This window comes from Myxococcus sp. CA051A, assembly GCF_013336705.1.
Taxonomy (GTDB): domain Bacteria; phylum Myxococcota; class Myxococcia; order Myxococcales; family Myxococcaceae; genus Myxococcus; species Myxococcus llanfairpwllgwyngyllgogerychwyrndrobwllllantysiliogogogochensis.
On record NZ_JABUMS010000005.1, the window covers coordinates 166,754 to 188,204 of the forward strand.

The window sequence follows — 21,451 nt, forward strand, 5'->3', positions numbered from 1 at the left end:
GGCTCTTCCGCGCGGACTGGATCTCCGCGAGTCGCTCGGGCTCAGTGTGGAGGGCCGAGGTTCTTTCGCGCGGACTGGAGCTCCGCGAGTTGTTCGGGCTCAGCGTGGAGGGCCGAGGTTCTTTCGCGTGGACTGGATCTCCGCGAGTCGCTCGGGCGAAGCGTGGCGGGTCGAGGTTCTTCCGCGCGGACTGGACCTCCGCGCGTCGCCAGGGCTCAGCGTGGCGAATCGAGGCTCTTCCGCGCGGACTGGATCTCCACGAGTCGCTCGGGCTCCGAGGCCTGCTTCACGAGGGTGTCGAGCGCGGCGGCATACGCCATGCGCAGCGCCTCCGAGGTAGGCACGGCCACGTCTGGAGTCACCCCGGTGCCTTCCCAGTTCGCCCGAGTCACGGCGTGGACGGTGCGCCCCATGGGGACGCCGACGAGGAAGTGCTCGTCCACGGGAAGCACCACGCCCGTGTTGGCACCGCCGCGCGTCTTCTCACCGACCACCCGCGCGCGCTTGCGCGCCTGGAGGTCATACGCGAACAGCTCCGCCGAGGAGAACGTGTCCTTGTCCGTGAGGAGGTAGACCTCCTTGTCTCCGTAGCGTCCCGCCAGGAGTTCCGTCGGAGTGTGGAGCGACGTCGTCTCCCGGCCTCTCCACACCGTGTCACGCACGTGGACGGGCGCGGGCAGGAGCCATGCGAGGTACTGGGCCACCAGGGTGGAATCGCCGCCGCCATTGCCGCGCAGATCCACGATGAGCGCGTCCGTGGAGGACAGCAGGGTCATCGCCGCCGCCGTGGCATCACGCGCGAGCTTCTCGTCGGGGAAGCGGGAGATTCGAAGGTAGCCGACATTGCCTTCCAACCACTCCACCCGAGTGATGCCCCGCGCGTCGAACCGCGCCTGCCGCGCGTGAATCGCCTCGCGCTCGGCGCGCCACGCTTCGATGTGCGCCGGTGCGGGCTCCCAGGGAAGAGGAACGTTCGTCGGCACGGGCTTCGCGCTGTGGATGACCACGAAGTGCGCGTCCTGTCCGGCTTGCTCGAGGTGCACGGTGAGGACCTCCGCGAACCGCTCCGGATCGGTGATGGCGTCATAGTCCCCGCGCTTCAATCTCGCGCGCAGCAGTCGGTGTGCCAGCTCTCCCAGCTCTGGGGAGTGATGCCTCGCGCGGACCTGCACGAGCACCGCCTCGATGATCCGCGTGCGCTCCGTGGCGTTGAGCACCGGCGGCTTCGCGGGCTCGGCCGCAAGGGCAGGGGACGCGAGCAGTGCCACGGCGACGAGGTGCCACGGGCGCAAGCACATGGGGCGAAGGCTCCTGGAGGGAACACGTCACGGCTGCGACACGGAACGCGTGGCGACCCGGGTCATACCGTCCCTGGGCCTGGCTCCCTGGTCGTGGGGCTTCGTGCGTGCTCGGGCCTTGTTGCTCCGTTGCTCGGAGTTCGGACGCGGTGAAGGCGTCCTCATCTACCCGGACATTCCTGGTTATCAGCTGTCCACAGCCTGCCGCACCGCGGTGTGTGCCGGGTCAAACGGCCTTGCCATCCGTCGGTTTCTGCGCAATGAGGGCCACGCGCTGACGCCTGTAAGGGGTCGTCCCCCTCGTCTCCACATGGAGCCTCGATGAAGATCCACGAGTACCAGGGCAAGGAAATCTTCCGGAAGTACGGTGTGCCCACGCCGAAGGGAATTCTCGCCCTCTCGCCGAATGACGCGGAGGCCGCTGCCAAGGAGCTGGCCACGCCGGTCGTCGTGGTGAAGGCCCAGATCCATGCCGGTGGCCGAGGCAAGGGCGGCGGCGTGAAGCTGGCCAAGAGCCCCGCCGAGGCGAAGGAACTCGCCAAGCAGATGCTTGGCATGATGCTGAAGACCATCCAGACCGGGCCGGAAGGCACGAAGGTCCACAAGGTCTACATCGAAGAAGGTCTCGCCATCGGCCAGGAGCTGTACCTGGGAGTGACGCTGGACCGCGTCACCAGCCGCGTCACCTTCATGGCGTCCCGCGAGGGCGGCGTGGAGATTGAAGAAGTGGCGGAGAAGCACCCCGAGAAGATCCTCCGCGAGACGGTGGACCCGGCGGTGGGCTTCCTGGACTTCCAGGGCCGCAACCTGGCCTTCGGGCTGGGCCTGTCGGGCCCCACGGTGAACAAGTTCGCCCAGTTCTGCACCGCGCTCTACCGGATGTTCATCGAGACGGATGCGTCCCTGGTGGAGATCAACCCGCTGGTCATCCTGAAGGATGGCGGCGTGGTGGCGCTGGACGCGAAGGTGACGTTCGACGAGAACGCCATCTACCGCCACAAGGACCTGCTGGCGTACCGGGACCTGGCGGAAGAGGACGCGCGTGAGACGCAGGCCAAGGAGTGGGATCTGGCCTACATCGCGCTCGAGGGCAACATCGGCTGCATGGTGAACGGCGCGGGTCTGGCCATGGCCACCATGGACACCATCAAGCTGGTGGGCGGCTCGCCGGCCAACTTCCTGGACGTGGGCGGCGGCGCGAGCAAGGAGAAGGTGACGGCGGCCTTCAAGCTCATCCTGGCCGACCCCGCGGTGAAGGCGGTGCTGGTCAACATCTTCGGCGGCATCATGAAGTGCGATGTCATCGCGGACGGCATCATCGCCGCGGCCAAGGAAGTGCAGCTCAAAGTGCCCCTCATCGTTCGCCTGGAAGGCACCAACGTGGAGCAGGGCAAGGAACTGCTGCGCAACTCCGGCCTCGCCATCACCCCGGCGGACAACCTGCGTCAGGCGGCCGAGAAGGCCGTCGCCGCGCTGAAGTAGTCCGCGCGCTTCATCGCCCACACTTTTTTGAAGGAGCGCCATGAGCATCCTCGTCAACGAAAACACGAAGGTCCTCTGCCAGGGCATCACCGGCTCGGCGGGCTCGTTCCACTCGAAGCAGATGTTGGAGTACGGCACGAAGCTCGTTGGCGGTGTCACGCCGGGCAAGGGCGGCACCAGCTTCGAGGGCAAGGTTCCCGTGTTCAACACGGTCGCCGACGCCGTGAAGCAGACGGGCGCGAACACGTCCGTCATCTTCGTCCCGCCCCCGTTCGCCGCGGACTCCATCATGGAGGCCGCTGACGCGGGCGTGTCCCTCATCATCACGATCACCGAAGGCATCCCGGTCCTCGACATGGTGCGCGCCAAGCGCTACCTGCAGGGCAAGCCGGGCGTGCGCCTCATCGGTCCGAACTGCCCGGGTGTCATCACCCCCGGCGCCAAGTGCAAGATCGGCATCATGCCGGGCCACATCCACAAGCCGGGCCGCATCGGCGTGGTGTCGCGCTCTGGCACGCTGACGTACGAGGCCGTGCACCAGCTCACGCAGCTGGGCCTGGGCCAGTCGACGGCGGTGGGCATCGGCGGAGACCCGGTCAACGGCACGGACTTCGTGGACGTGCTCAAGCTGTTCAACGCGGATCCGGATACGGACGCGGTGATCATGATTGGTGAGATCGGCGGCAGCGCCGAGGAGCTGGGCGCGGAGTACGTCGCTCGCGAGTTCACCAAGCCCATCGCCGGGTTCATCGCCGGCCAGTCGGCGCCTCCGGGCAAGCGCATGGGCCACGCGGGCGCCATCATCTCCGGCGGCAAGGGCACTGCGACGGAGAAGATCAAGGCGATGGAGGCCGCGGGAATCGTGATGGCCGCCAGCCCCGCCGAGCTGGGCACCACCCTCCAGGAGGCCGTGAAGCGCGGCCCCAAGAAGCGCTAACACCCCTCAGGGGCACAAGGAGCCAGTCAAAATGGCCATCGAGCGTACGCTGTCCATCATCAAGCCGGACGGTCTGCAGAAGGGCGTCATCGGGAAGATCATCAGCCGCTTCGAGGAGAAGGGTCTGAAGCCGGTCGCCATCCGGCTCCAGCAGCTCTCCCAGAAGGAGGCCGAGGGCTTCTACGCGGTCCACAAGGCCCGGCCCTTCTTCAAGGACCTGGTGCAGTTCATGATCTCCGGCCCCGTGGTCCTGATGGTGCTGGAGGGCGAGAACGCCGTTCTGGGCAACCGCGACATCATGGGCGCCACCAACCCCGCGCAGGCGGCCGAGGGCACCATCCGCAAGGACTTCGCCACCAGCATCGACCAGAACACGGTGCATGGTTCCGACAGCCTGGAGAACGCGAAGAACGAGATCGCGTACTTCTTCCGTGAGACGGAAGTCCAGCCGTACGAGTACACCGCCAAGAAGTAGGCGGCAGGCCCCGGGAGGGGCCTCTGACTGACGGCCCGGTGTCGGCACCCGCGAGGGGCTGGCCCGGGCCGTTGGCCTTCCAGCGGGGCAGGGGAGGGGTGCTCATGCCTGGAGCAGGACTCAGGGGGCGTGCGCTCCTTTGACTTGTCGTGCCCAGGTGTGGGAAGGGACGCCCCGGGCCTTACCGTTCAATAGCGCGACGACGATGACCGAGACCTCCGCCACCCCCTCTCTTCCTGTCACGGAGCCGCTGCCGGCGCCCGCGCCCGCGAAGCTCGTGGACGTGGCCAGCCTTTCGCTGGAGGCGCTCACCCGCTTCGTCACCGAGCAACTGGGCGAGCGCGCCTTCCGTGCCCCCCAGGTCTACCGCTGGCTGCATCAGCGCGGCGCCACGTCGTTCGACGAGATGACGGACCTGTCCAAGGTCCTGCGCGAAAAGCTGAAGGTCGCCGCGGAGATCGTCCCGCTGGTGAAGGACCTGGAGCAGCGCAGCATCGACGGCACCATCAAGTACCGGTGGAAGACGCGGGACGGGCGCTACATCGAGTCCGTCTACATGCCCTCCGAGGACCGCAGGACGCTGTGCGTGTCCACCCAGGTGGGCTGCGCCATGGCCTGTGGCTTCTGCATGACGGGCACCATGGGCCTCAAGCGCAACCTGACGCCCAGCGAGATTGTCGCCCAGGTCCACGCGGTGAACCGCGAGGTCCGCAAGAACGAGGGCCACGAGACGCTGCGCCCGCTCTCCAACCTCGTGTTCATGGGCATGGGCGAGCCGCTCCACAACTTTGAAAACCTGAAGACGGCGCTCTCCATCCTCCAGTCCGAGGACGGGCCGAACTTCAGCCACCGCCACATCACCGTCTCCACCGTCGGCCTCGTTCCCATGATCGAGCGCTTCGGCCAGGAGACGGACGTGAAGCTGGCCATCTCCCTCAACGCCAGCACCGACGAGCAGCGCAGCAAGACGATGCCCGTCAACCGCAAGTGGAACATCGCCGCGCTGCTGGACGCGTGTCGCAAGTTCCCGCTGCGCCAGGGACGCCGCATCACCTTCGAATACGTCCTCATCCAGGGCTTCAACGACAGCGATGAGGATGCGCACCGCCTCATCCAGCTGCTCAAGGGAATTCCGGCGAAGGTCAACCTGATTCCCTACAACGAGAACCCGGGTCTGGGGTTCCAGACCACCGCGGAAGAGCGGGCGGAAGAGTTCCGGGCCATCCTGTCGGATGGTCACGTGTCCGCCTACATCCGCAAGAACCGGGGCCGGGACATCGCTGGCGCCTGCGGGCAGCTCGCCAATCGTGGTGAGTCGTCCGCAGCCGAAAGCACGACATAAAGTCCCGAGCTTCCTTGACAATCCGGCGGGTGCGGCGTTAAGAGCGCCACCCCGTTTCCATCGTCGTAACCTGTTCGCTGGAGTACTCCATGGCCGTCGTCCTCCGTCTTGCCCGCGCGGGCGCCAAGAAGAAGCCCTACTACCACGTGGTCGCCACCGACTCCCGCAACCCGCGGGATGGCAAGTTCATCGAGGCCGTTGGCGCGTACGACCCGAACATCACCCCCCCGAAGGTGGAGTTCAACGAGGAGCGGCTGAACTACTGGCTGAAGACGGGCGCGACGCCGTCGGAGACCGTGGCGGACCTCATCAAGGTCGCCGCGAAGGCTCCCAAGTCCACCCCCGCGGCTTGATCCGCGACCGCCTGTACTGAGCGGACGTGGAGCAACTCCTCACGTATCTGGCGCGGGCCCTGGTCGATCAACCGGACCAGGTGGGCCTGCGCATCTCCGAGGTGGACGGCACGCGGCTCTATGAGCTGAAGGTCGCCCCCGAGGATGTTGGCAAGGTCATCGGCCGTGATGGGCGTACCGTGAATGCCCTCCGGACGCTGCTCAATGCCGCGGCCCAGAAGTCAGGCCAGAAGGTTCGTCTGGAGATCCTCGACGACCGGCGCAATGCGGCCAGCGGTCAGCCCGCCGCCGCACCGGACACGTCACGGTGACTCCGAACCCCTTGCTTGAGCTGGGCTTCATCTCGCGCGCGCACGGACTGCGCGGCGAGGTGGCCGTGCGTCCGTTTGATCCAGGATCGGAGACGCTCGCCACCGTCGAGCGGGTTCGCATCCGCACCCGGGCGGGCGTGGAACGCGACCTCAAGATGGAGGAGCTGCGGCCCACGCCGAAAGAGGACATCGTCGCCTTCGAGGGCGTGGAGACGCGCACGGAGGCCGAGTCGCTCGTGGGCTCGACCGTGTTCGTCTTCCGCGAGGACCTGGAGCCGCCCGAAGAGGGCCAGTTCTTCCAGGGCGATCTGGTGGGCCTGTCCGCCGTGGACGAGGCCGGCACGCCCCTGGGCACGGTGGAGGAGATCTGGGCCACCGGCGAGGTGCCGAACCTGGTGATCCGCGCCGCGGGGCGGCAGGAAATGGTGGTGCCGTTCGCGGATGAGTTCGTCCCCACCGTGGACATCGCCGCGCGGCGCATCGTGATCCGCCCTCCCGAGTACGTGGAAGTCGGCCGCCGCGACGCGGACAAGGATGCGCCCGACGGGTCCGAGCAGTGAGTCCGCCGTATCCGGTGGAGCTGCTCACGCTGTTCCCCGGCATGGTGACCGGCTACCTGGGGGCCAGCATCCTCGGCAAGGCCCAGGAGAAGGGCCTGCTCTCCACCACCATCACCGACATCCGCGAGTACGCGGAGGGCAAGCATCGCGTCACGGACGACGCTCCCTACGGGGGCGGGGCCGGGATGGTGATGAAGCCCGAGCCGCTGATCGCCGCGATTGAAGCCGCGCGGGCGCGACTGCCCGGCGCGAAGGTGCTGCTGATGAGCCCTCGCGGCGTGACGTTCACCCAGGCCGCCGCGCGTGAGCTTGTCTCCCACACCGCGGGGTTGATCCTCGTCTGTGGTCGCTACGAGGGCGTGGACGAGCGGGTGATGAGCTACCTGGATGGGGAGCTGTCCCTGGGAGACTTCGTCCTCACCGGTGGGGAGGTCGCCGCGATGGCGGTGGTGGACGCCGTGGCGCGGCTGGTCCCCGGGGTGCTGGGGAATGTGGCGTCCTCGGTGTCGGAGAGCTTCGAGGAGGGCACGCTGGAGCATCCCCAGTACACGCGCCCGCCTGTCTTCCGGGAGGTCGAGGTGCCCGCCGCCCTCCAGTCGGGAGACCATGCCCGCATCGCCCGGTGGCGCCGTTGGAAATCGCTGGTGCTCACACGAGAGCGCCGGCCCGACTTGTTCTCCCGCCTGACGTTGTCCAAGGCGGATCAAAAACTGCTGGCTCGCCGCGAGGAAGACCTGTAACCCTGGGGGTTCTCAGTGGATTGGGCTTCAGCGGGCTTGTCCGACACCATTCTCTCTGGTAGTACGGCCCGCTCTTTCACGCGTTCATCGTCGCGTTAGCTTCCGCTTTACTGGAGTCTGTCATGCGTAACAGCGCCATTCAGCACGTCGAGGCCAAGTACCTGCGCCAGGACGTCACCTCGTTCCGTTCTGGTGACTCCGTGCGCGTCTTCTGGAAGGTGAAGGAGGGCGAGAAGGAGCGCGTCCAGGCGTTCGAGGGCACCGTCATCCGGAAGACCTCGGGCAGCCACAGGGCCACCTTCACGGTCCGCAAGGTGTCCTTCGGCGTCGGCGTGGAGCGCATCTTCCCGCTGCACAGCCCCCGCTACGAGAAGATCGAGGTCCTCTCGCGTGGCCGCGTGAACCGCAGCCGCCTGTTCTACCTCCGCGACCTCAAGGGCAAGGCGGCCCGCGTGGACGTGCAGGAAGATCCCGACAGGGCCCCCAAGGCCGCCAAGGCCTCCTGAGCGCCTGAGTCCTCGTCGGCCCACGGGCCGTCGTGAGAAGGAGCGTCCGATCCCGGGCGCTCCTTTTTTCATTCGCGGTAACATGCGCCGGCCATGCAATTCGTCGAGGTCGCCGTCCAGAATGTCCGGGGCTTTACTCCCGCGGGCCGCTTCTCGCTGAAGTCCGGGTACCTTGTCCTCAAGCCGCCCTCGGCCGAGGCGAGCCCGTTCGCGGGAGTCCTGCTCGCGCTGCTCTTTGCGGACGGTCGGGGCGGAGACGCCTCCTTCATCGCGCCCGGTGCGAAGTCCGGCAAGGCCGCGCTGACCTTCCAGGGCGTGGATGGTGCGACGTACCGGGTCCTGCGGGAGCTGGGCGGCTCGGGGACGCTGCACCGCTTGAACAAGGCGACGCAGCAGCCGGAGCTGGTGTCTTCGGATGCCTCGGAGATGAACCAGTTCATGCGCGGGCAGGTGGGGCTGCCTCCGCGGACGACCTTCGAGCAGCTCTACTGCCTCCAGGTGGGGCAGCTTCCATCCCGGCGTCCGCGCAAGGCCGCGGCCAAGGCCGTGGATCCCAAGGCGTCCGGCAAGTTCCCCTCGCTGGCGTCCGCCTCCACCGTGGCGCCCTCCGACGACATCGCCGCATCCGAGGCGAAGGCGCGCGCGTTGGAGGCGGAGTTCATCTCCGCGCGCGAGGTGGATGGGCTCCAGTTCAAGGTGGACGGGCTGTCCTCGCAGATCTTCGACGCGGATCAGCGCCTGAAGGGCACCGAGGGGCTGAAGGTGGCCATCCACGACGCGGAGAATGCGTGGCGGGCCGCGCCGACGCCGCAGACGCTGGGGCTTCCCCAGGACATCCTCAACCGGGTGCAGCGCTATTCCAAGGTGGTGGCGAAGCGGGACGATGCGCTGGTCCGGCTCGGCGCGGACCGGGATGCGGACGCGGCGGACGTGCCGGACTCGGTGGATCCGCTGACGGAGGACCGTGGCTTCTGGGTCGGCATCGCCGTGGGCGTGCTGTTTCTCGGGCTGGGGTTGGGTCTGGGGCTCGGCATCGACAGCACGTTCCGCTACCTGGCGCTGCTGGACATCCCCGCCTTCGGCTTCTCCGCGTTCGTCGCGCTGCGCTACGTGGATGAACTCCAGAAGTCCTCGCAGCGAGGCAGCAAGGAAGGTCGCTTCGACGCACGCGAGAAGAAGATCCACGAGGAGTTCGAGGCCGAGGCCGCGCCGGTGCGCATGGCGCAGAAGGCACTCGGCGTGGAGAGCCTGGACGAGATTCCCGCCGCGCTGGAGCGCAAGGAGCTGCTGGCCGCTCGCGTGGTGGAGCTGAAGGATCAGCTTGCGGCGGTGGAGGCGGACCCCGAGTTCGTGGCCGCGTCCACGCAGCGCCAGGCGCTGAAGGACCAGCTCGAGGCGCTCAACGCGGAGCTCATCCAGAAGGGCTCCTACGTGCGCGACATTCGCGAGGTGGAGCGGGAACTCGGCCGGGTGAAGGAGTCCATCGCGCTGGCGAAGGCGCCACCTCCGCCGGCCGCCGCCGGGCCGGATGGTGCCCCCGCGCCCGCGGAGCCGCTGGAAGATCCTTCCCCCGCGCTGCTGGCACAGGCTGCGGACATCTTCACCACGGACGTGCTGAGCGTGCAGGCCATGCTCAAGGATCGCTGCGTCCAGTACCTCACCGCGCTCACGGACCGCCGCTACCAGGGCGTCGAGTGGGACAAGGAGGGTCGGGCCTTCGCGCTCGCGGGCGGGCGACGGGTACCGGTGGGCGAGATTCCGCCGAAGGACCTGGACCTGTATTACCTGGCGCTGCGGATGACGGTGGTGGAGAAGGGGAGCGCGCGCGTGAAGCGACCCTTCGTCCTCGAGGATGTCTTCGCCGGCGTCGAGGAAGTGAAGCTGCCGCTCATCGCCCGGATGCTGAAGCACCTGGGCACGCTGACGCAGGTGCTCCACGTCACCCCGCACCCTGGCTTCGCCCAGATGTCGGACGGCACGGTTAACGTGTAGTCCGATGTGGAAGGTGTCCTCCGTGGGGGAGGACGGTGGGGGTATGGGGATGGGGCGTGGGGTGCGGCGGGAGTTCGGGGATGAGGCGGAATCGGTGGCGGTGCGGTACCTGGAGGAGCGGGGCTGGCGGGTGAGGGCGCGGAACTGGCCGTGTCGTTACGGCGAATTGGATGTGGTGGCCGAGCGAGAGGACACCGTGTGCTTCGTCGAGGTGCGGATGCGCTCCTCGGCCGTATGGGGAGACCCGGCGCACACCGTGTCGTTCGCCAAGCAGCGTCGGGTGGTGAAGGCGGCGCTGCACTATCTCTTCGCTCATGACCTGCGTGAGCGGATGATGCGCTTCGACGTGATTTCCGTGGTGGGGCGTGGAGCGCGCGCCACCGTGGAGCACATTCCCGGCGCCTTCGATGCGGGCATGTAAGGGGAAGGCATGGCTGGAACGCTGTACCTGGTGGCCACGCCCATCGGGAACCTGGGTGACATCTCTACGCGCGCGCTGGAGACCCTCCGCGCGGTGCGCTTCATCGCCTGCGAGGACACGCGGCACTCCCGTGTGCTGCTCGACCACTTCGGCATTGGCGGCAAGGACCTTGTCAGCCTGCCCGCCTTTGCGGAGGGGCAGCGGGCCGGGCGAATCCTCGATCGAATCGCAGAAGGGGATGACTGCGCGCTCGTCACGGACGCGGGCAGTCCGGCCATCAGCGACCCCGGAGAGCGACTGGTGGCGGAGGCGCTGGAACGAGGGCTGACGGTGGTTCCAATCCCGGGCGCCACAGCTCTCATCGCGGCCCTGAGCGCGTCCGGGCTGCCCACGGGGCGCTTCCACTTCCTGGGGTTCCTGCCCCGCAAGGGCGCCGAGCGGCGCGCCATGCTGGAAGAGGTGGCCGCGCTGTCCGCGACGCTGGTGCTCTACGAGTCTCCGCGCCGTCTGGGAGAAACGCTCCCGGACCTGCAGGAGGCCTGGGGGGATCGCCGTGCGTGCGTCGCCCGCGAGCTGACCAAGCTGCACGAGGAGTTCGTGCGAGGGCCGCTGTCAGAGCTGTCCGCGCGCTACGCGACGGAAGAGGCCCGGGGTGAGGTCGTGGTGCTCGTGGAAGGCCGCACCGGAGAGCGCCGCTGGTCCGAGGAGGAGCTGCGGCGCGGGCTCGAAGAGGGGCTTGCTCGCGGCGAGAAGCTCAAGCCCCTGAGCACCGAGCTGGCGCGTCGTGCGGGCTGGTCGGGACAGGACGTCTACCGACTCGGGCTGTCGCTGAAGCGGTGAGTCGAAGCGGGTCCCAGGAGGAGCGTACTCCCTCCTGGCGTCCGCGTTGCTGCTGCCCGCGACACCGGGAGGCAGGCGGTGGATGCCGCGCCTCCCGGGTGTCACCTGCCGCTAGAAGTTGAACGAAGCGCTCAGGTCGAAGCGGAACGTCGTGCTGCCGATGGCGCGGAAGCGGCGGGAGACCAGGTCGTAGCGCCAGTCGAACGTCGGGTTGAGCTCGGGCGAGCCCACCGCCGTGTCGACCTGACCATCACCGTTGAGGTCCTGGCCCATCTCCTCGTTCGTCAGCGTGTGGTCCGTGTTGTAGAGGAACGTGCCCGACGCGCGAATCTTGAAGGTGTCCGACGCGCTCGCGGTGGCGCCGAGCATGCCGCCGACCTGGAAGTACTCCTCGGAGGTGAGCAGCTTGCGAAGCGCCGCGCTCAGCTCGTTGTTGTACCGGCCCGCGCCCACGTAGTTGCCGATGGCCCGCAGGTCCAGGGTGAACTTCTGGTGCTTCTGAGGCCTGTCGAACGGCACCAGCTCCACACCGGCGACCATCCCCAGCATCTCCGGCGACTTGATGCCCGTCTCCTTGCGGTTCCACGGACCTTCACCGCAGTTGCCAGGAGCACCCAGGTTCGTCGGGTTCGACGTGCGCTGGTCGCAGTTCGAATAGAAGAGGGGGCCTCGGACGGGGATGGTGTAGCTGGCCTTGAAGTACGGCTCGGCCACGCCCATGCGACGCGAGAACGCCGTGTAGAGCTGGTACTTGTGGACCCGGTCGCCGATGTTGCCGCGCTCGTCCGAGTTCGTGGTGTCCACGCTCGGGTCCCTCACCTTCGCGGTGGGGGCCTCGTAGTCGATGCCGACAATCCAGGTGGGCTTGGTCTCGTCCTTCGCCTGGTTGAAGAAGGCGTAGGCCAGGCCGAAGTGGAGGTTGCCCAGTCCGCCCCGGAAGCTCTCCTGCGGCACGCCGAAGAGCGGCACACCGTTGGTCTGCGGGTCCGAGAGGCATCCCGCGATGGTCGAGCCATCCGCGTTGATGCAGTTGTTGGTGATGGTGGAAGACTCCTGGGACGACTGGGAGGTGAAGTCCCATCGCTCGTTCTGCTGGAACACCAGCGGGAGCGTGAAGGACAGCTCCAAGTCCCTGTAGAGACCCACCGCCAGCCTCAGGTTGAGGCGGGCATCGACGCCCTTGTACCAGAGCTCCGCGGCGTCACCGCGCGTGGCTGGTGAGCCATCCTCGTTGGGCGGCGTGCCCGCGGGCGCGAGCTGCTCGCGGACAATCTTCGCGCGAGTCTGCGTACGTTCGAACCCGACGTCGATGAACAGGTCGAACGGATCGTCATCCTCGAAGGAGGAAGCGATCCGGGTGATATCTGCCGCGCTGGCGGCGAACGGCGCGCCCAGCGTCAGCGCGGCGAGTACGACGCGAAGCCTGTGCATCCGACCTCCGACGGCGAAACGAGCGGGCCTTCCGGCAAGCCCGGGGGCTTCCAGCTAGCCGCGCCGTCGAAGGAGTGTCAAGAATCGGGTTGCTTTTACTTCCCCGCGACGGAGGTTCCGAGCAGCCCTTCCAGGCGCCGGACCTCGTCATCGAAGCCCGTCTTGTGGCCGGCCGCCATGGTGCGGCGGTAGGTCTTGTGCTGGTCGAAGGGGTCCAGCACCCGGTCGTCCTGGGTCATCAGCTGGTAGTGGAGGTGGGGCGCGAAGGAGCGGCCCGTGTTGCCGCTCCGGGCGATGACCTGGCCCACGTTGAAGCGCGAGCCCGGGTGGATGTCCTTGGACACCTCGTCCAGATGCAGGAAGAGGGCGCGGCGGCCACGGCCGCCCGTCTCCACCAGCTCCAGGCAGTTGCCGTTGCTGCCCCAGTTCCAGTTCTTGCGCTTCACCACGCCGGCGAAGGGCGCCTTGACGGGCGTGCCCACCGGGGTGCGGAAGTCCACGCCCTTGTGGCGGCGACCGTCGCGCAGCAGGGACGTCACCTGCTCGTAGTCGTCCAGCGGCGACTTCTCCAGGCGAAGCTCCAGCTCCTCGCCCGTGGACAGGTAGTAGCGCGCTGCGCCCTCGGTTCCGGCCTGGTAGCGGTACGCACTCAGCGTCTTGCCCAGCTTGGCGCTGGTGAAGCGCACCGCGTGGACCAGGGGCTCCTCGTTGGGGCGGCGCTGGAAGAGCACGTCAAGGGTGTCGCCGCGCAGGATTTCACCCGGAACCTCCACCCACCACACCAGCGTGCGCGTCACCACCTGCGCCAGGGCCGGGCCCACGTCCGCGCCAGCGGAGTTGTTGAGGGCCGTCTCCAGCGGGCCCTCGATGCGCATCGACGCGCGCTCCAGGCCCGCGGCCTTCACCGGGTCCACGGGAACAGGCGCGGCGAGAGGGGCCGCCGCGAGGGCGCCCGCATCCGCGGGGCCGGTGGCCTCGGCGACAGGCTGGTGGATGGCGGCCTCGCCCGTGGCGTTCGCCATCCGTTGCTTCCACCACCACACGCCCCCGGCGGCTCCGCCAAGGATGAGTGACACGGCGACCACGGGCCCGATGGGGCTGCGCTTTGGAGGTGCACCGAGGGTGGGAAGGTTCGGCCGCATACAGGCTCCCTGGTTTGGAAAGAGTGGGCGGGCGCGAAAACCAGCGCCCGCAACGAGGAATTCCGCCAGCCGAGGGTCAATCCTCGGGGCCGTCCTCTTGCTCGTCTGGCGTGGTGTCGCGCAGACCGAATTCCTTCATCTTCGTTTGCAGGGACTTGCGGCTGATCTGCAAGAGCCGCGCGGCCCGGGTGACGTTGCCGCCCGTCTCATCGAGCTTCTTGACGATGAGGTCCCGTTCCAGCTCCGCCGCCTTCATCCGGACGATGTCCTTCAGGCCCACCTCACCCGTGGGAACTTCCAGGGTCGGTGCGCTGGGGGGCGGAGCGGGGCTTGCCTGGACGCCCGCTCCCTGCCGAACGGGCTCTGGCAGGTCCTTGGCGGTGATGAGCGGCCCGTCCGCGAACAGCAACGCGCGCTCGATGAGGTTCTCCAGCTCGCGGATGTTGCCCGGCCACGCGTAGCCCTGCAGCAGCGCCAGCGCGTCGTCGGTGATGCCTTCAATCTTCTTGTTGAGGCGCCGGTTGTACTTGTCCACGAAGTGCCGCGCGAGCATCAGGATGTCGCTGCGGCGCTCTCGCAGGGGGGGCAGGGTGAGCGGCACCACCGCCAGCCGGTAGTACAGGTCCTTGCGGAAGCGGCCGGCTTCGATCTCCGCCTGGAGGTCGCGGTTGGTGGCGGCAACGAGGCGCACATCCACGCGCGTCGTCTTGATGCCACCCACGCGCTCGAACTCGCCTTCCTGGAGCGCGCGCAGCAGCTTCACCTGCATCTCGACGGGAATCTCCCCGATTTCGTCCAGGAAGAGGGTGCCGCCATCGGCCAGTTCGAACCGGCCGGGCTTGGAGGTGACGGCGCCGGTGAAGGCTCCGCGCTCGTAGCCGAACAGCTCGCTCTCCAGCAGCGTGGCGGGGATGGCCGCGCAGTTGATCTTGATGAACGGCTTGTCGCGACGGCTGGAGGCGCCGTGCAGCGCGGTGGCGATGAGCTCCTTGCCGGTGCCGCTCTCGCCGGTGATGAGCACCGTGGAGGGCGTGTCCGCCACCTTGTCGATGACCTTGTAGACGTCCTGCATCTGGGGCGACTCGCCGATGATGGCGGCGCGCGCCTTGAGGTCCGGACGGACGGAGCGACGGGCGCTCTCGTTCGTCTTGGCGGCCTTGGCGACCACGGCGGACAGCTCCGTCTGGTCGAAGGGCTTGGTGATGTAGTCGAACGCGCCCGCCTTGATGGCGTCCACGGCCGAGTCCACGGTGCCGTGCGCGGTGATGATGATGACCGGCACGTCGGGGTTGGCGGAGCGGATGGTGCTCAGCACCTCCATGCCGCCCACCTTGGGCATCACCAGGTCCGTCACGATGATGTCGGCGCCGTTCTTGTGGAACTCCGCCAGCCCCTGCTCACCGTTCTCCGCGACGGTGACGTCGAAGCCATCCCGGCGCAGCATCGCGGCGAGCACCTTGCGGAGATTCGCCTCGTCGTCAATCACCAGGACTTTTGCCATGGGAGCAGGGCGCGGAGGGGCCGGACTAACGACGGGCCGACGCCGCGGTGGGGCCCTCAAGGGTGCAAATGGCGTCCGGGTGCTTGATGCGCAAGAGGAGCGCCTCCAGCACGCGGAACGGATGGTTCATCCTCGAGGCACCCAGGTAGGCCGCCACCATGTCCATGGCCACGGCCAGGTCCATGTTCTCCCGGCCGGTGGACACGACCACGCCCGAGTCACCGCGCAGGCGGTTGGACTGGTAGACGCCATCCGAGGCCAACTGCTTGAGGGTCTCGATCTCCAGCACGCCCGTCTTCTCGTAGATGCGGTGCAGCGCCGAGTACAGCCGGGGCGACAGCACGACGGCATAGGGGCCGAAGTGGCCGTGCTCGTTGAGCGTGCGCGTGGCCTCGACGACGGCCTGGAAGCCGCCGCCCGCCACCGTCCAGTCACCCAGCGGCACGGTGAGCCGGCCGTTGGCCGTCATCAGGCCCTCGTAGCCCAGCTTCGCGTCACCGTAGAAGATGAGCTCGTCTTCCTGCTGCGCGCACAGCGCCGCGGCGCCCGCGGCGGCGGACACGTCCAGCGGCATGTTGTGCGTCCGGGCCGCCTCGATGTCGCGCCAGTGCAGCAGGAAGTCCTTGTAGATGATGGGGATGGTCTTGAACTTGCGCGCGTCGGTGAAGACCATCGCGGTCTCCTGCTCGCCGACGATGTCCACCGCGCCCGGGGACACGCCTTGGAACTCGTCGTAGGGCACCGTCTGCACGCCCGCGCCCAGCGGACCGTAGATGTCGAGGATGCGGCGGCCCACGAGCGAGCGCCGCGCGACCTGGATGACGGTTTCATTCAGGCGCGCCCACTCCTCTTCACGGAGCGGGTTCTCGGCATGTCCAAGGAAGTCAGGCATCGAACAGTCTCCAGATACTCAACAAGGAGAAAAGAAAAGGAACGTCTTCAGCGATTGCCGCCACCACCGCCACCACTCCGGCGGAGCGAGCCCACCGTGAGGGGATGGGACTCCACGGCGGGCGGCGGAGCGGGCAGGCCGTACATCAGGCGCTGCGGGGGAAGGGCGGTGAGCGGCTCCACCGGGGACCGGCCGTTGATGACGTTCGGCGCCGGTGGGGTGGGGGAGGGCGAATGGGCCGCGACGGGTGTGCCCGCATCGGCGACGGCCTGCTGGAAGTGCCCGGCCGCGATGGGACTGGTGAAGCGGGCGTCCTGGTTGGCGTCGAGCATGCGCAGCATGTGAACCGCCTCGGACACGTGTTCCTTCTCCTCTGTCGCCAGGTGGAGGAAGAACGCCTTCACTTCCGGGTGGGAAGCGGCCCGGGCGAAGGACTCGTATTCGTTGATGGTCTCCAGCTCGCGCGCCAGCACGCGGCGAATGCGCGCCACGTCGTCCAGGTCGCTGTCCGGGGTTTCGGCCATTGGGAATGGACCCTTGCAATCCGCCGGGGGCACCGTCAAGAGAAACAGGGCCCGGTGGGTTTCCTGCTTCATGCCACTTGACGTCACGCATAGAGTCCGGCGCTCGTGACCGCCTCCGTGCCCGAGCCTTCTCCGCCGCCTCTCACCGCCCCGTCTCCTCGGTCCGAGCGCTCCAGCGGCCGAGGCGCGTTGCTCGTGGCCACGGGTATCCTCGCCTCGAAGCTCGTGGGGCTCGTGCGCGAGCGCGTCTTCGCGCACTACCTGGGCAACGAGGCGGCGGCGGCCATCTTCAAGGCGGCGCTGCGCATCCCCAACTTCCTGCAGAACCTGTTTGGCGAGGGAGTGCTCTCCGGCTCGTTCATTCCGGTGTACGCCCAGCTGCTCGGCCGCAAGGACACGGAGGAGGCGGACCGGGTGGCGGGCGCGGTGTTCGGCCTGCTGTCGCTGGCCACCGCGCTGCTCGTGGGCGCGGGCATGCTCTTCACGCCGCTCTTCGTGGACCTCATCGCCCCGGGCTTCGAGGGCCACGCGCGCGAGCTGGCCATCCGCGTGGTGCGCGTCCTCTTCCCGGGCACTGGCTTCCTGGTGCTGAGCGCCTGGTGTCTGGGCATCCTCAACAGCCACCGCCGCTTCCTGCTGTCGTACCTGGCGCCGGTGGTGTGGAACGGCGCCATCATCCTCACGCTGCTGGTGCTGGGCGGCCGCTATGGCGAGGAGCGCCTGGTGGAGCTGCTCGCCTACGGCGTCGTGGCGGGCAGCTTCCTCCAGTTCGCGGTGCAGGTACCAAGTGTCCTCAAGTTGCTGGGGCGCTTCAGGCCCTCGCTCTCCACCGCGGCGGCGCCGGTGCGCCAGGTGCTCAAGAGCTTCGGGCCCGTCGTCCTGGGGCGCGGCGTGGTGCAGTTCAGCGCGTGGGTGGACACCGCCTTCGCCACGCTCATCTCCGAGCGGGCCATGTCCTCGCTCGTCTATGCGCAGACCATCTACCTCATCCCGGTGAGCCTCTTCGGCATGGCGGTGTCCGCGGCGGAGCTGCCGGAGATGGCGCGCGCGGCGGATGGCGAGCGGGAGGAGGTCGTCGCGAAGCTGCGGACGCGCATCGACGCGGGCGCGCGGCGCATCGCCTTCTGGGTGGTGCCCTCGGCCGCGGCCTTCTTCTTCCTGGGAGACATGGTCGCCGCGGCGCTGCTGCAGACGGGCCGCTTCGGCGCGGCGGACTCGCGCTACCTCTGGTACCTGCTCATCGGCGCGTCCGTGGGGCTGGTGGCCGCCACCGTGGGCCGGCTTTATGCCTCCGCGTTCTACGCGCTGAAGGATCCGAAGACGCCGCTGCGCTTCGCCATCGTCCGCGTGGCGCTGGGCTCGCTGGGGGCCTGGGTCCTGGGCCTTCACGGGCCCGAGTGGCTGGGGCTCCCCCCTGAACTGGGCGCGCTCGGCCTCACGCTCTCCAGCGGCATGGTGGCCTGGCTGGAGTCGACCCTTCTGCGCCGCAAGCTCTCCAGGCAGCTGGGCCGCGTGGGCGTGCCTTCGGGGTTGCTGCCCCGACTGTGGGGCGCGGCGGTGATCGCCGGAACGGTGGCCCTGGGGGTGAAGCTGGGGCTCGCCTCGGTGCTGGGTCCCATGCCCGGAGTGCAAGCGGAGTGGGGTGGGGCCTTCCTCGCCCCCCCCGCGATGCATCCCATCCTGGGATTCATCGCCGTCGCCCTCCCAATGGGAGTAATCTATTTCGCGGTGGCCGCGGCGCTCGGCGTGCCGGAGGCCAGCGCGGTGTTCCGCAAGGTTTCTGGCCGCCTGCGTCGCAAGCGCTAAGTCCGCGCCATGGCTCGGCTCCTGACGGAGCAGGCAGGCTTTGATTGGGGGTGCAATCAGGTGTCGGAAGGGATGGCGTAAAGGGCTCTCGTCGTTAGGGTCCTGGCGGTGGTGTGGACCACGTGCGCGTCATCGGGGCTTCCTCCCGACAGGGCGCGCGTGTAGAGTGCGCCGCCTTTTTCATGGGCTCCGGCTTCACGGGAAGTCTGGGCTGACTTCGTCTCAGGAAGGTCTCGGCAGTGAGCGACGAGAAGAACGGTTCCAATGCGGGCGGTCCTGGCGGAATGGGCCCCAAGAAGCCGAAGGCGACCTTCGGCGACGTGATGCTCGGCATTCCTTCGGGCGGCGCAAGCCGTGGCGAGGGAGGTCGTGGCGGCGGCGGCGGTCGCGGAGGCGAGCGCGGCGGTCCCGGTCAGGGCCGCGATGCGCAGCCGCGTCCCGAAGGAGGAGCTCCTCGCGAGGAGCGCCGCCCGCGGGGCGGTGGCAGCCCAGGGGGTGAGCGCCGCGGTGGTGGCGGCGAGCGCCGTCCGTCCGGCCCCATGGTCGTCGTGAAGCGTGCGTCGGGTGCCATCGAAACGCGGGGTCCGGTGGGTGAGCAGCCCTCCGAGGCGACCGCGACGGCGGAGGCCACCACGGCCGCCGCCGAGGCCTCCGGCGCCACTCCGACTCCCACGCCGCGCGCTGTCGCGCCGACGCCGGCGCCTTCCACGGCGCTGTACGAGGAGGTCCCCGAGTCTGAGTCCTTCGCCGAGATGTTCGAGGTGCAGGTGAAGGAGGGGGGCGCTCCCGGTCGTCGAGGCGTCCGCCTGGGCGAGAAGGTCAAGGGCACCATCTTCCAGCTCGGCGCGGACACCGCGTTCGTGTCGCTGGAGGGTTCGTCCAAGAGCGAGGCGATGATCGAGCTTCGCGAGCTCAAGGACGACGAGGGCATCCTGCGCTTCGGCGTCGGCGACAGCCTGGAGGCGCACGTCATCGAGGTGGGCGCCAAGGGCATCGTGCTGAGCCGCGCGCTGGCCAAGGGCAGCGCGTCCATGGCGATGCTGGCCGAGGCCCGCGCTTCCGGCATGCCCGTCGAGGGCATGGTGCTGAGCGTGAACAAGGGCGGTGTCGAGGTCGCCATCGGTGACCAGCGCGCCTTCTGCCCGATCAGCCAGCTGGATCTGCGCTACGTGGAGAAGCCGGATCAGTTCATCGGCGAGAAGCTCAAGTTCCGCGTCACGGAGGTTCGTGACCGCAACGTGGTGCTGTCGCGCCGCTCGCTGCTCGAGGACGAGCAGCGCACGCTCGCCGCGGAGACGCGCAAGACCCTGTCCGAGGGCAGCATCGTCAAGGGGAAGGTCTCTGGCGTGCGCGACTTCGGCGTGTTCGTGGACCTGGGCGGCGTGGAGGGGATGATCCCCGTCTCCGAGCTCTCGTACACGCGCGTGGGTCACCCCAGCGACGTGGTGAAGTCCGGCGACGAGGTGGAGGTGGAGATCCTGCGCATGGAGCCCGCGCAGCCCAACTCGCCCGACAAGACCAAGCAGAAGGAGCGCATCACGCTGTCCATGCGCTCGCGGCAGGAAGATCCCTTCAAGAAGGCGATCTCCGAGATCAAGGAGGGCGACCGCCTGCAGGGCAAGGTCGTCCGCCTCCAGCAGTTCGGCGCGTTCGTGGAGCTGCGTCCGGGCGTGGATGGCCTGGTGCACATCTCCGCGCTGAGTGATCGTCGCATCGCGCACCCGCGCGACGTCGTGAAGGAAGGCGAGACCATCTGGGTCGCCGTCGAGAAGATCGACGCGAACGAAAAGCGCATCGGCCTGCGCCGCATCACCGAGGACGAGGCGCAGCGTCCTCCCGAGGAGCGCACGGCTCCGGTGGCCGCGGAGAAGACCGCGCCTTCGGCTCCGGCCACGCCGCGTCCCAAGGCGGGGCAGGTGGTGGTGGGCAAGGTGGACCGCATCGAGCCCTACGGCGTGTTCCTCCAGTTCCCGGGTGGCAAGGGTCTGCTGCCGGCCAGCGAGACGGGCACCGAGCGCGGCACGGATCTGCGCAAGCACTACGCGCTCGGCCAGGAGGTGAAGGTGGCGATTCTCGACATCGACGCCTCCGGCAAGATTCGTCTGTCCGTCACCGCCGCGGTGCGCGCCGAGGAGCGTGCCGAGGTGGAGGAGTGGCAGAAGACGCAGCAGCCGCAGGGCGCCGCCGCTGGCAAGAAGGGCTTCGGCACGCTCGCCGATCTCTTCAGCAAGTTCGGCAAGTGATTCACCGGACTCGAGCACGTGTGACGCGTGTTCGAGTTCGCGGGAAATAGATGTTGCAGTCCACGGCGAGGGGCGGTACTACCTCCCTCGCCGCTGACGCGGGGTGGAGCAGCCTGGTAGCTCGTCGGGCTCATAACCCGAAGGTCGCAGGTTCAAATCCTGCCCCCGCAATTAGGAATGCCAGAGGCCCGGAGAATAGAAAGCCGGGCCTCTGGTGTTTATAGGCAAACACAACATGTCGCGGGGTGGAGCAGCCTGGTAGCTCGTCGGGCTCATAACCCGAAGGTCGCAGGTTCAAATCCTGCCCCCGCAACTTGGTGTCTTTCGAGGGCCTGTCTGGATTCGGAAGAAACCGCAAGGTTGAAGACCCCGGTCGCCAGAGATGGTGGCCGGGGTTTTCTCTTTGGTGCGCTTGGATGCCTTCGCGTCAGCGCGCCGTCCCGCCCCTCAGCCCAATGGCAGATCAACCCGGGGGCAGGGGAGTGTCCGTGCCCCGACGACCGCCGGGACTCCCCGTCGCGTCTGGCTTGACACGGGAGAAACTGGGTAGGTCCGTCAGCACTGGAATGTTGGCCCTGGACATTGCAGCCCCTTGAAATGACTGGGGATTTTTCAGACGAGGTCTCTCGTGGATACGGAAATCTCCCGCCATCAT

20 protein-coding genes and 2 tRNA genes are annotated in these 21,451 nt (G+C 68.0%); 16 read left to right on the forward strand and 6 right to left on the reverse strand.

The genetic code is table 11. The features are described 5' to 3' along the window. Positions 1 to 215: 215 nt before the first annotated feature. Positions 216 to 1,298 carry a S41 family peptidase gene (locus HUA74_RS16970; RefSeq protein ID WP_174455343.1) on the reverse strand — a complete coding sequence of 361 codons (1,083 nt, stop codon included), beginning with the start codon at positions 1,296 to 1,298 and terminating at the stop codon, positions 216 to 218. A gap of 321 nt (positions 1,299 to 1,619) precedes the next feature. Here HUA74_RS16970 and sucC point away from each other — a divergent pair, with 321 nt between their 5' ends. The 12 genes from sucC to rsmI all read left to right on the forward strand — a co-directional run bounded on the left by sucC (position 1,620) and on the right by rsmI (position 11,257). After that, on the forward strand, positions 1,620 to 2,780 hold the full coding sequence (sucC, locus tag HUA74_RS16975) for an ADP-forming succinate--CoA ligase subunit beta (protein WP_141645899.1): 1,161 nt from the start codon (positions 1,620 to 1,622) through the stop codon (positions 2,778 to 2,780). 40 nt (positions 2,781 to 2,820) lie between these two features. Further along, complete coding sequence (sucD, locus tag HUA74_RS16980; RefSeq protein ID WP_141645900.1) at positions 2,821 to 3,717, forward strand: succinate--CoA ligase subunit alpha; 897 nt, start codon at positions 2,821 to 2,823, stop codon at positions 3,715 to 3,717. 31 nt (positions 3,718 to 3,748) lie between these two features. Beyond that, entirely contained in the window at positions 3,749 to 4,192 is a 444-nt protein-coding gene (gene ndk / locus HUA74_RS16985; RefSeq protein ID WP_141645901.1) for a nucleoside-diphosphate kinase, read from the forward strand. A gap of 205 nt (positions 4,193 to 4,397) precedes the next feature. Next, entirely contained in the window at positions 4,398 to 5,534 is a 1,137-nt protein-coding gene (gene rlmN, locus HUA74_RS16990) for a 23S rRNA (adenine(2503)-C(2))-methyltransferase RlmN (protein ID WP_174455344.1), read from the forward strand. A gap of 89 nt (positions 5,535 to 5,623) precedes the next feature. Next, positions 5,624 to 5,887, forward strand: coding sequence for a 30S ribosomal protein S16 (rpsP, locus tag HUA74_RS16995; protein ID WP_141645903.1), 264 nt, complete (start codon positions 5,624 to 5,626; stop codon positions 5,885 to 5,887). Between the two features lie 26 nt (positions 5,888 to 5,913). After that, positions 5,914 to 6,198: a KH domain-containing protein gene (locus HUA74_RS17000; RefSeq protein WP_174455345.1), complete on the forward strand. Its 285-nt coding sequence runs from the start codon at positions 5,914 to 5,916 to the stop codon at positions 6,196 to 6,198. Continuing rightward, complete coding sequence (rimM, locus tag HUA74_RS17005) at positions 6,195 to 6,758, forward strand: ribosome maturation factor RimM (protein ID WP_174455346.1); 564 nt, start codon at positions 6,195 to 6,197, stop codon at positions 6,756 to 6,758. The genes HUA74_RS17000 and rimM overlap by 4 nt, the downstream gene beginning before the upstream one ends. Then, the gene (gene trmD, locus HUA74_RS17010) at positions 6,755 to 7,498 is read left to right on the forward strand and encodes a tRNA (guanosine(37)-N1)-methyltransferase TrmD (RefSeq protein ID WP_141645906.1); all 744 of its coding nucleotides are present in this window, start codon (positions 6,755 to 6,757) and stop codon (positions 7,496 to 7,498) included. The genes rimM and trmD overlap by 4 nt, the downstream gene beginning before the upstream one ends. Before the next feature lie 122 nt (positions 7,499 to 7,620). Next, positions 7,621 to 8,004, forward strand: coding sequence for a 50S ribosomal protein L19 (rplS, locus tag HUA74_RS17015; protein WP_141645907.1), 384 nt, complete (start codon positions 7,621 to 7,623; stop codon positions 8,002 to 8,004). Between the two features lie 93 nt (positions 8,005 to 8,097). Continuing rightward, positions 8,098 to 9,996 carry a chromosome segregation protein SMC gene (locus HUA74_RS17020; protein WP_174455347.1) on the forward strand — a complete coding sequence of 633 codons (1,899 nt, stop codon included), beginning with the start codon at positions 8,098 to 8,100 and terminating at the stop codon, positions 9,994 to 9,996. A gap of 43 nt (positions 9,997 to 10,039) precedes the next feature. Further along, positions 10,040 to 10,417: a YraN family protein gene (locus tag HUA74_RS17025; protein ID WP_174455348.1), complete on the forward strand. Its 378-nt coding sequence runs from the start codon at positions 10,040 to 10,042 to the stop codon at positions 10,415 to 10,417. Positions 10,418 to 10,426: 9 nt separating this feature from the next. Continuing rightward, complete coding sequence (gene rsmI, locus HUA74_RS17030; protein WP_174455349.1) at positions 10,427 to 11,257, forward strand: 16S rRNA (cytidine(1402)-2'-O)-methyltransferase; 831 nt, start codon at positions 10,427 to 10,429, stop codon at positions 11,255 to 11,257. A gap of 111 nt (positions 11,258 to 11,368) precedes the next feature. Here the strand turns inward: rsmI and HUA74_RS17035 are convergent, their stop codons facing one another. The 5 genes from HUA74_RS17035 to HUA74_RS17055 form a co-directional block, all read right to left on the reverse strand. Next, on the reverse strand, positions 11,369 to 12,688 hold the full coding sequence (locus HUA74_RS17035; RefSeq protein ID WP_174455350.1) for a hypothetical protein: 1,320 nt from the start codon (positions 12,686 to 12,688) through the stop codon (positions 11,369 to 11,371). A gap of 95 nt (positions 12,689 to 12,783) precedes the next feature. Then, positions 12,784 to 13,710 (reverse strand): M23 family metallopeptidase, encoded by a 927-nt coding sequence (locus tag HUA74_RS17040; RefSeq protein WP_371746259.1) that lies wholly within the window; start codon positions 13,708 to 13,710, stop codon positions 12,784 to 12,786. 196 nt (positions 13,711 to 13,906) lie between these two features. Next, on the reverse strand, positions 13,907 to 15,331 hold the full coding sequence (locus HUA74_RS17045) for a sigma-54 dependent transcriptional regulator (RefSeq protein ID WP_141646340.1): 1,425 nt from the start codon (positions 15,329 to 15,331) through the stop codon (positions 13,907 to 13,909). A 25-nt stretch (positions 15,332 to 15,356) separates the two neighbouring features. Continuing rightward, positions 15,357 to 16,223, reverse strand: coding sequence for an encapsulin nanocompartment shell protein EncA (encA, locus tag HUA74_RS17050; protein ID WP_141646339.1), 867 nt, complete (start codon positions 16,221 to 16,223; stop codon positions 15,357 to 15,359). Between the two features lie 47 nt (positions 16,224 to 16,270). After that, on the reverse strand, positions 16,271 to 16,747 hold the full coding sequence (locus tag HUA74_RS17055) for a ferritin (protein WP_174455352.1): 477 nt from the start codon (positions 16,745 to 16,747) through the stop codon (positions 16,271 to 16,273). A gap of 105 nt (positions 16,748 to 16,852) precedes the next feature. Between HUA74_RS17055 and murJ the strand changes: the two genes are divergently transcribed. From murJ to HUA74_RS17075, 4 genes are all read left to right on the forward strand, one after another. Further along, complete coding sequence (murJ, locus tag HUA74_RS17060; protein WP_174455353.1) at positions 16,853 to 18,553, forward strand: murein biosynthesis integral membrane protein MurJ; 1,701 nt, start codon at positions 16,853 to 16,855, stop codon at positions 18,551 to 18,553. Between the two features lie 284 nt (positions 18,554 to 18,837). After that, positions 18,838 to 20,796 carry a S1 RNA-binding domain-containing protein gene (locus tag HUA74_RS17065; protein ID WP_174455551.1) on the forward strand — a complete coding sequence of 653 codons (1,959 nt, stop codon included), beginning with the start codon at positions 18,838 to 18,840 and terminating at the stop codon, positions 20,794 to 20,796. A gap of 97 nt (positions 20,797 to 20,893) precedes the next feature. After that, positions 20,894 to 20,967 (forward strand) — tRNA-Met (locus HUA74_RS17070). A 68-nt stretch (positions 20,968 to 21,035) separates the two neighbouring features. After that, positions 21,036 to 21,109 (forward strand) — tRNA-Met (locus tag HUA74_RS17075). Positions 21,110 to 21,451: the final 342 nt, after the last annotated feature.

Excerpts from the sequence above, each read along its gene's own strand:
- rpsP (WP_141645903.1), top strand. The coding sequence starts at position 5,624 with ATGGCCGTCGTCCTCCGTCTTGCCCGCGCGGGCGCCAAGAAGAAGCCC.
- HUA74_RS17045 (WP_141646340.1), bottom strand. The coding sequence starts at position 15,331 with ATGGCAAAAGTCCTGGTGATTGACGACGAGGCGAATCTCCGCAAGGTG.
- sucD (WP_141645900.1), top strand. The coding sequence starts at position 2,821 with ATGAGCATCCTCGTCAACGAAAACACGAAGGTCCTCTGCCAGGGCATC.
- HUA74_RS17040 (WP_371746259.1), bottom strand. The coding sequence starts at position 13,710 with ATGGCGAACGCCACGGGCGAGGCCGCCATCCACCAGCCTGTCGCCGAG.
- ndk (WP_141645901.1), top strand. The coding sequence starts at position 3,749 with ATGGCCATCGAGCGTACGCTGTCCATCATCAAGCCGGACGGTCTGCAG.
- rplS (WP_141645907.1), top strand. The coding sequence starts at position 7,621 with ATGCGTAACAGCGCCATTCAGCACGTCGAGGCCAAGTACCTGCGCCAG.
- HUA74_RS16970 (WP_174455343.1), bottom strand. The coding sequence starts at position 1,298 with ATGTGCTTGCGCCCGTGGCACCTCGTCGCCGTGGCACTGCTCGCGTCC.
- HUA74_RS17025 (WP_174455348.1), top strand. The coding sequence starts at position 10,040 with ATGGGGATGGGGCGTGGGGTGCGGCGGGAGTTCGGGGATGAGGCGGAA.
- HUA74_RS17055 (WP_174455352.1), bottom strand. The coding sequence starts at position 16,747 with ATGGCCGAAACCCCGGACAGCGACCTGGACGACGTGGCGCGCATTCGC.
- HUA74_RS17065 (WP_174455551.1), top strand. The coding sequence starts at position 18,838 with ATGGGCCCCAAGAAGCCGAAGGCGACCTTCGGCGACGTGATGCTCGGC.
- sucC (WP_141645899.1), top strand. The coding sequence starts at position 1,620 with ATGAAGATCCACGAGTACCAGGGCAAGGAAATCTTCCGGAAGTACGGT.
- HUA74_RS17020 (WP_174455347.1), top strand. The coding sequence starts at position 8,098 with ATGCAATTCGTCGAGGTCGCCGTCCAGAATGTCCGGGGCTTTACTCCC.
- rsmI (WP_174455349.1), top strand. The coding sequence starts at position 10,427 with ATGGCTGGAACGCTGTACCTGGTGGCCACGCCCATCGGGAACCTGGGT.
- encA (WP_141646339.1), bottom strand. The coding sequence starts at position 16,223 with ATGCCTGACTTCCTTGGACATGCCGAGAACCCGCTCCGTGAAGAGGAG.
- HUA74_RS17035 (WP_174455350.1), bottom strand. The coding sequence starts at position 12,688 with ATGCACAGGCTTCGCGTCGTACTCGCCGCGCTGACGCTGGGCGCGCCG.
- rlmN (WP_174455344.1), top strand. The coding sequence starts at position 4,398 with ATGACCGAGACCTCCGCCACCCCCTCTCTTCCTGTCACGGAGCCGCTG.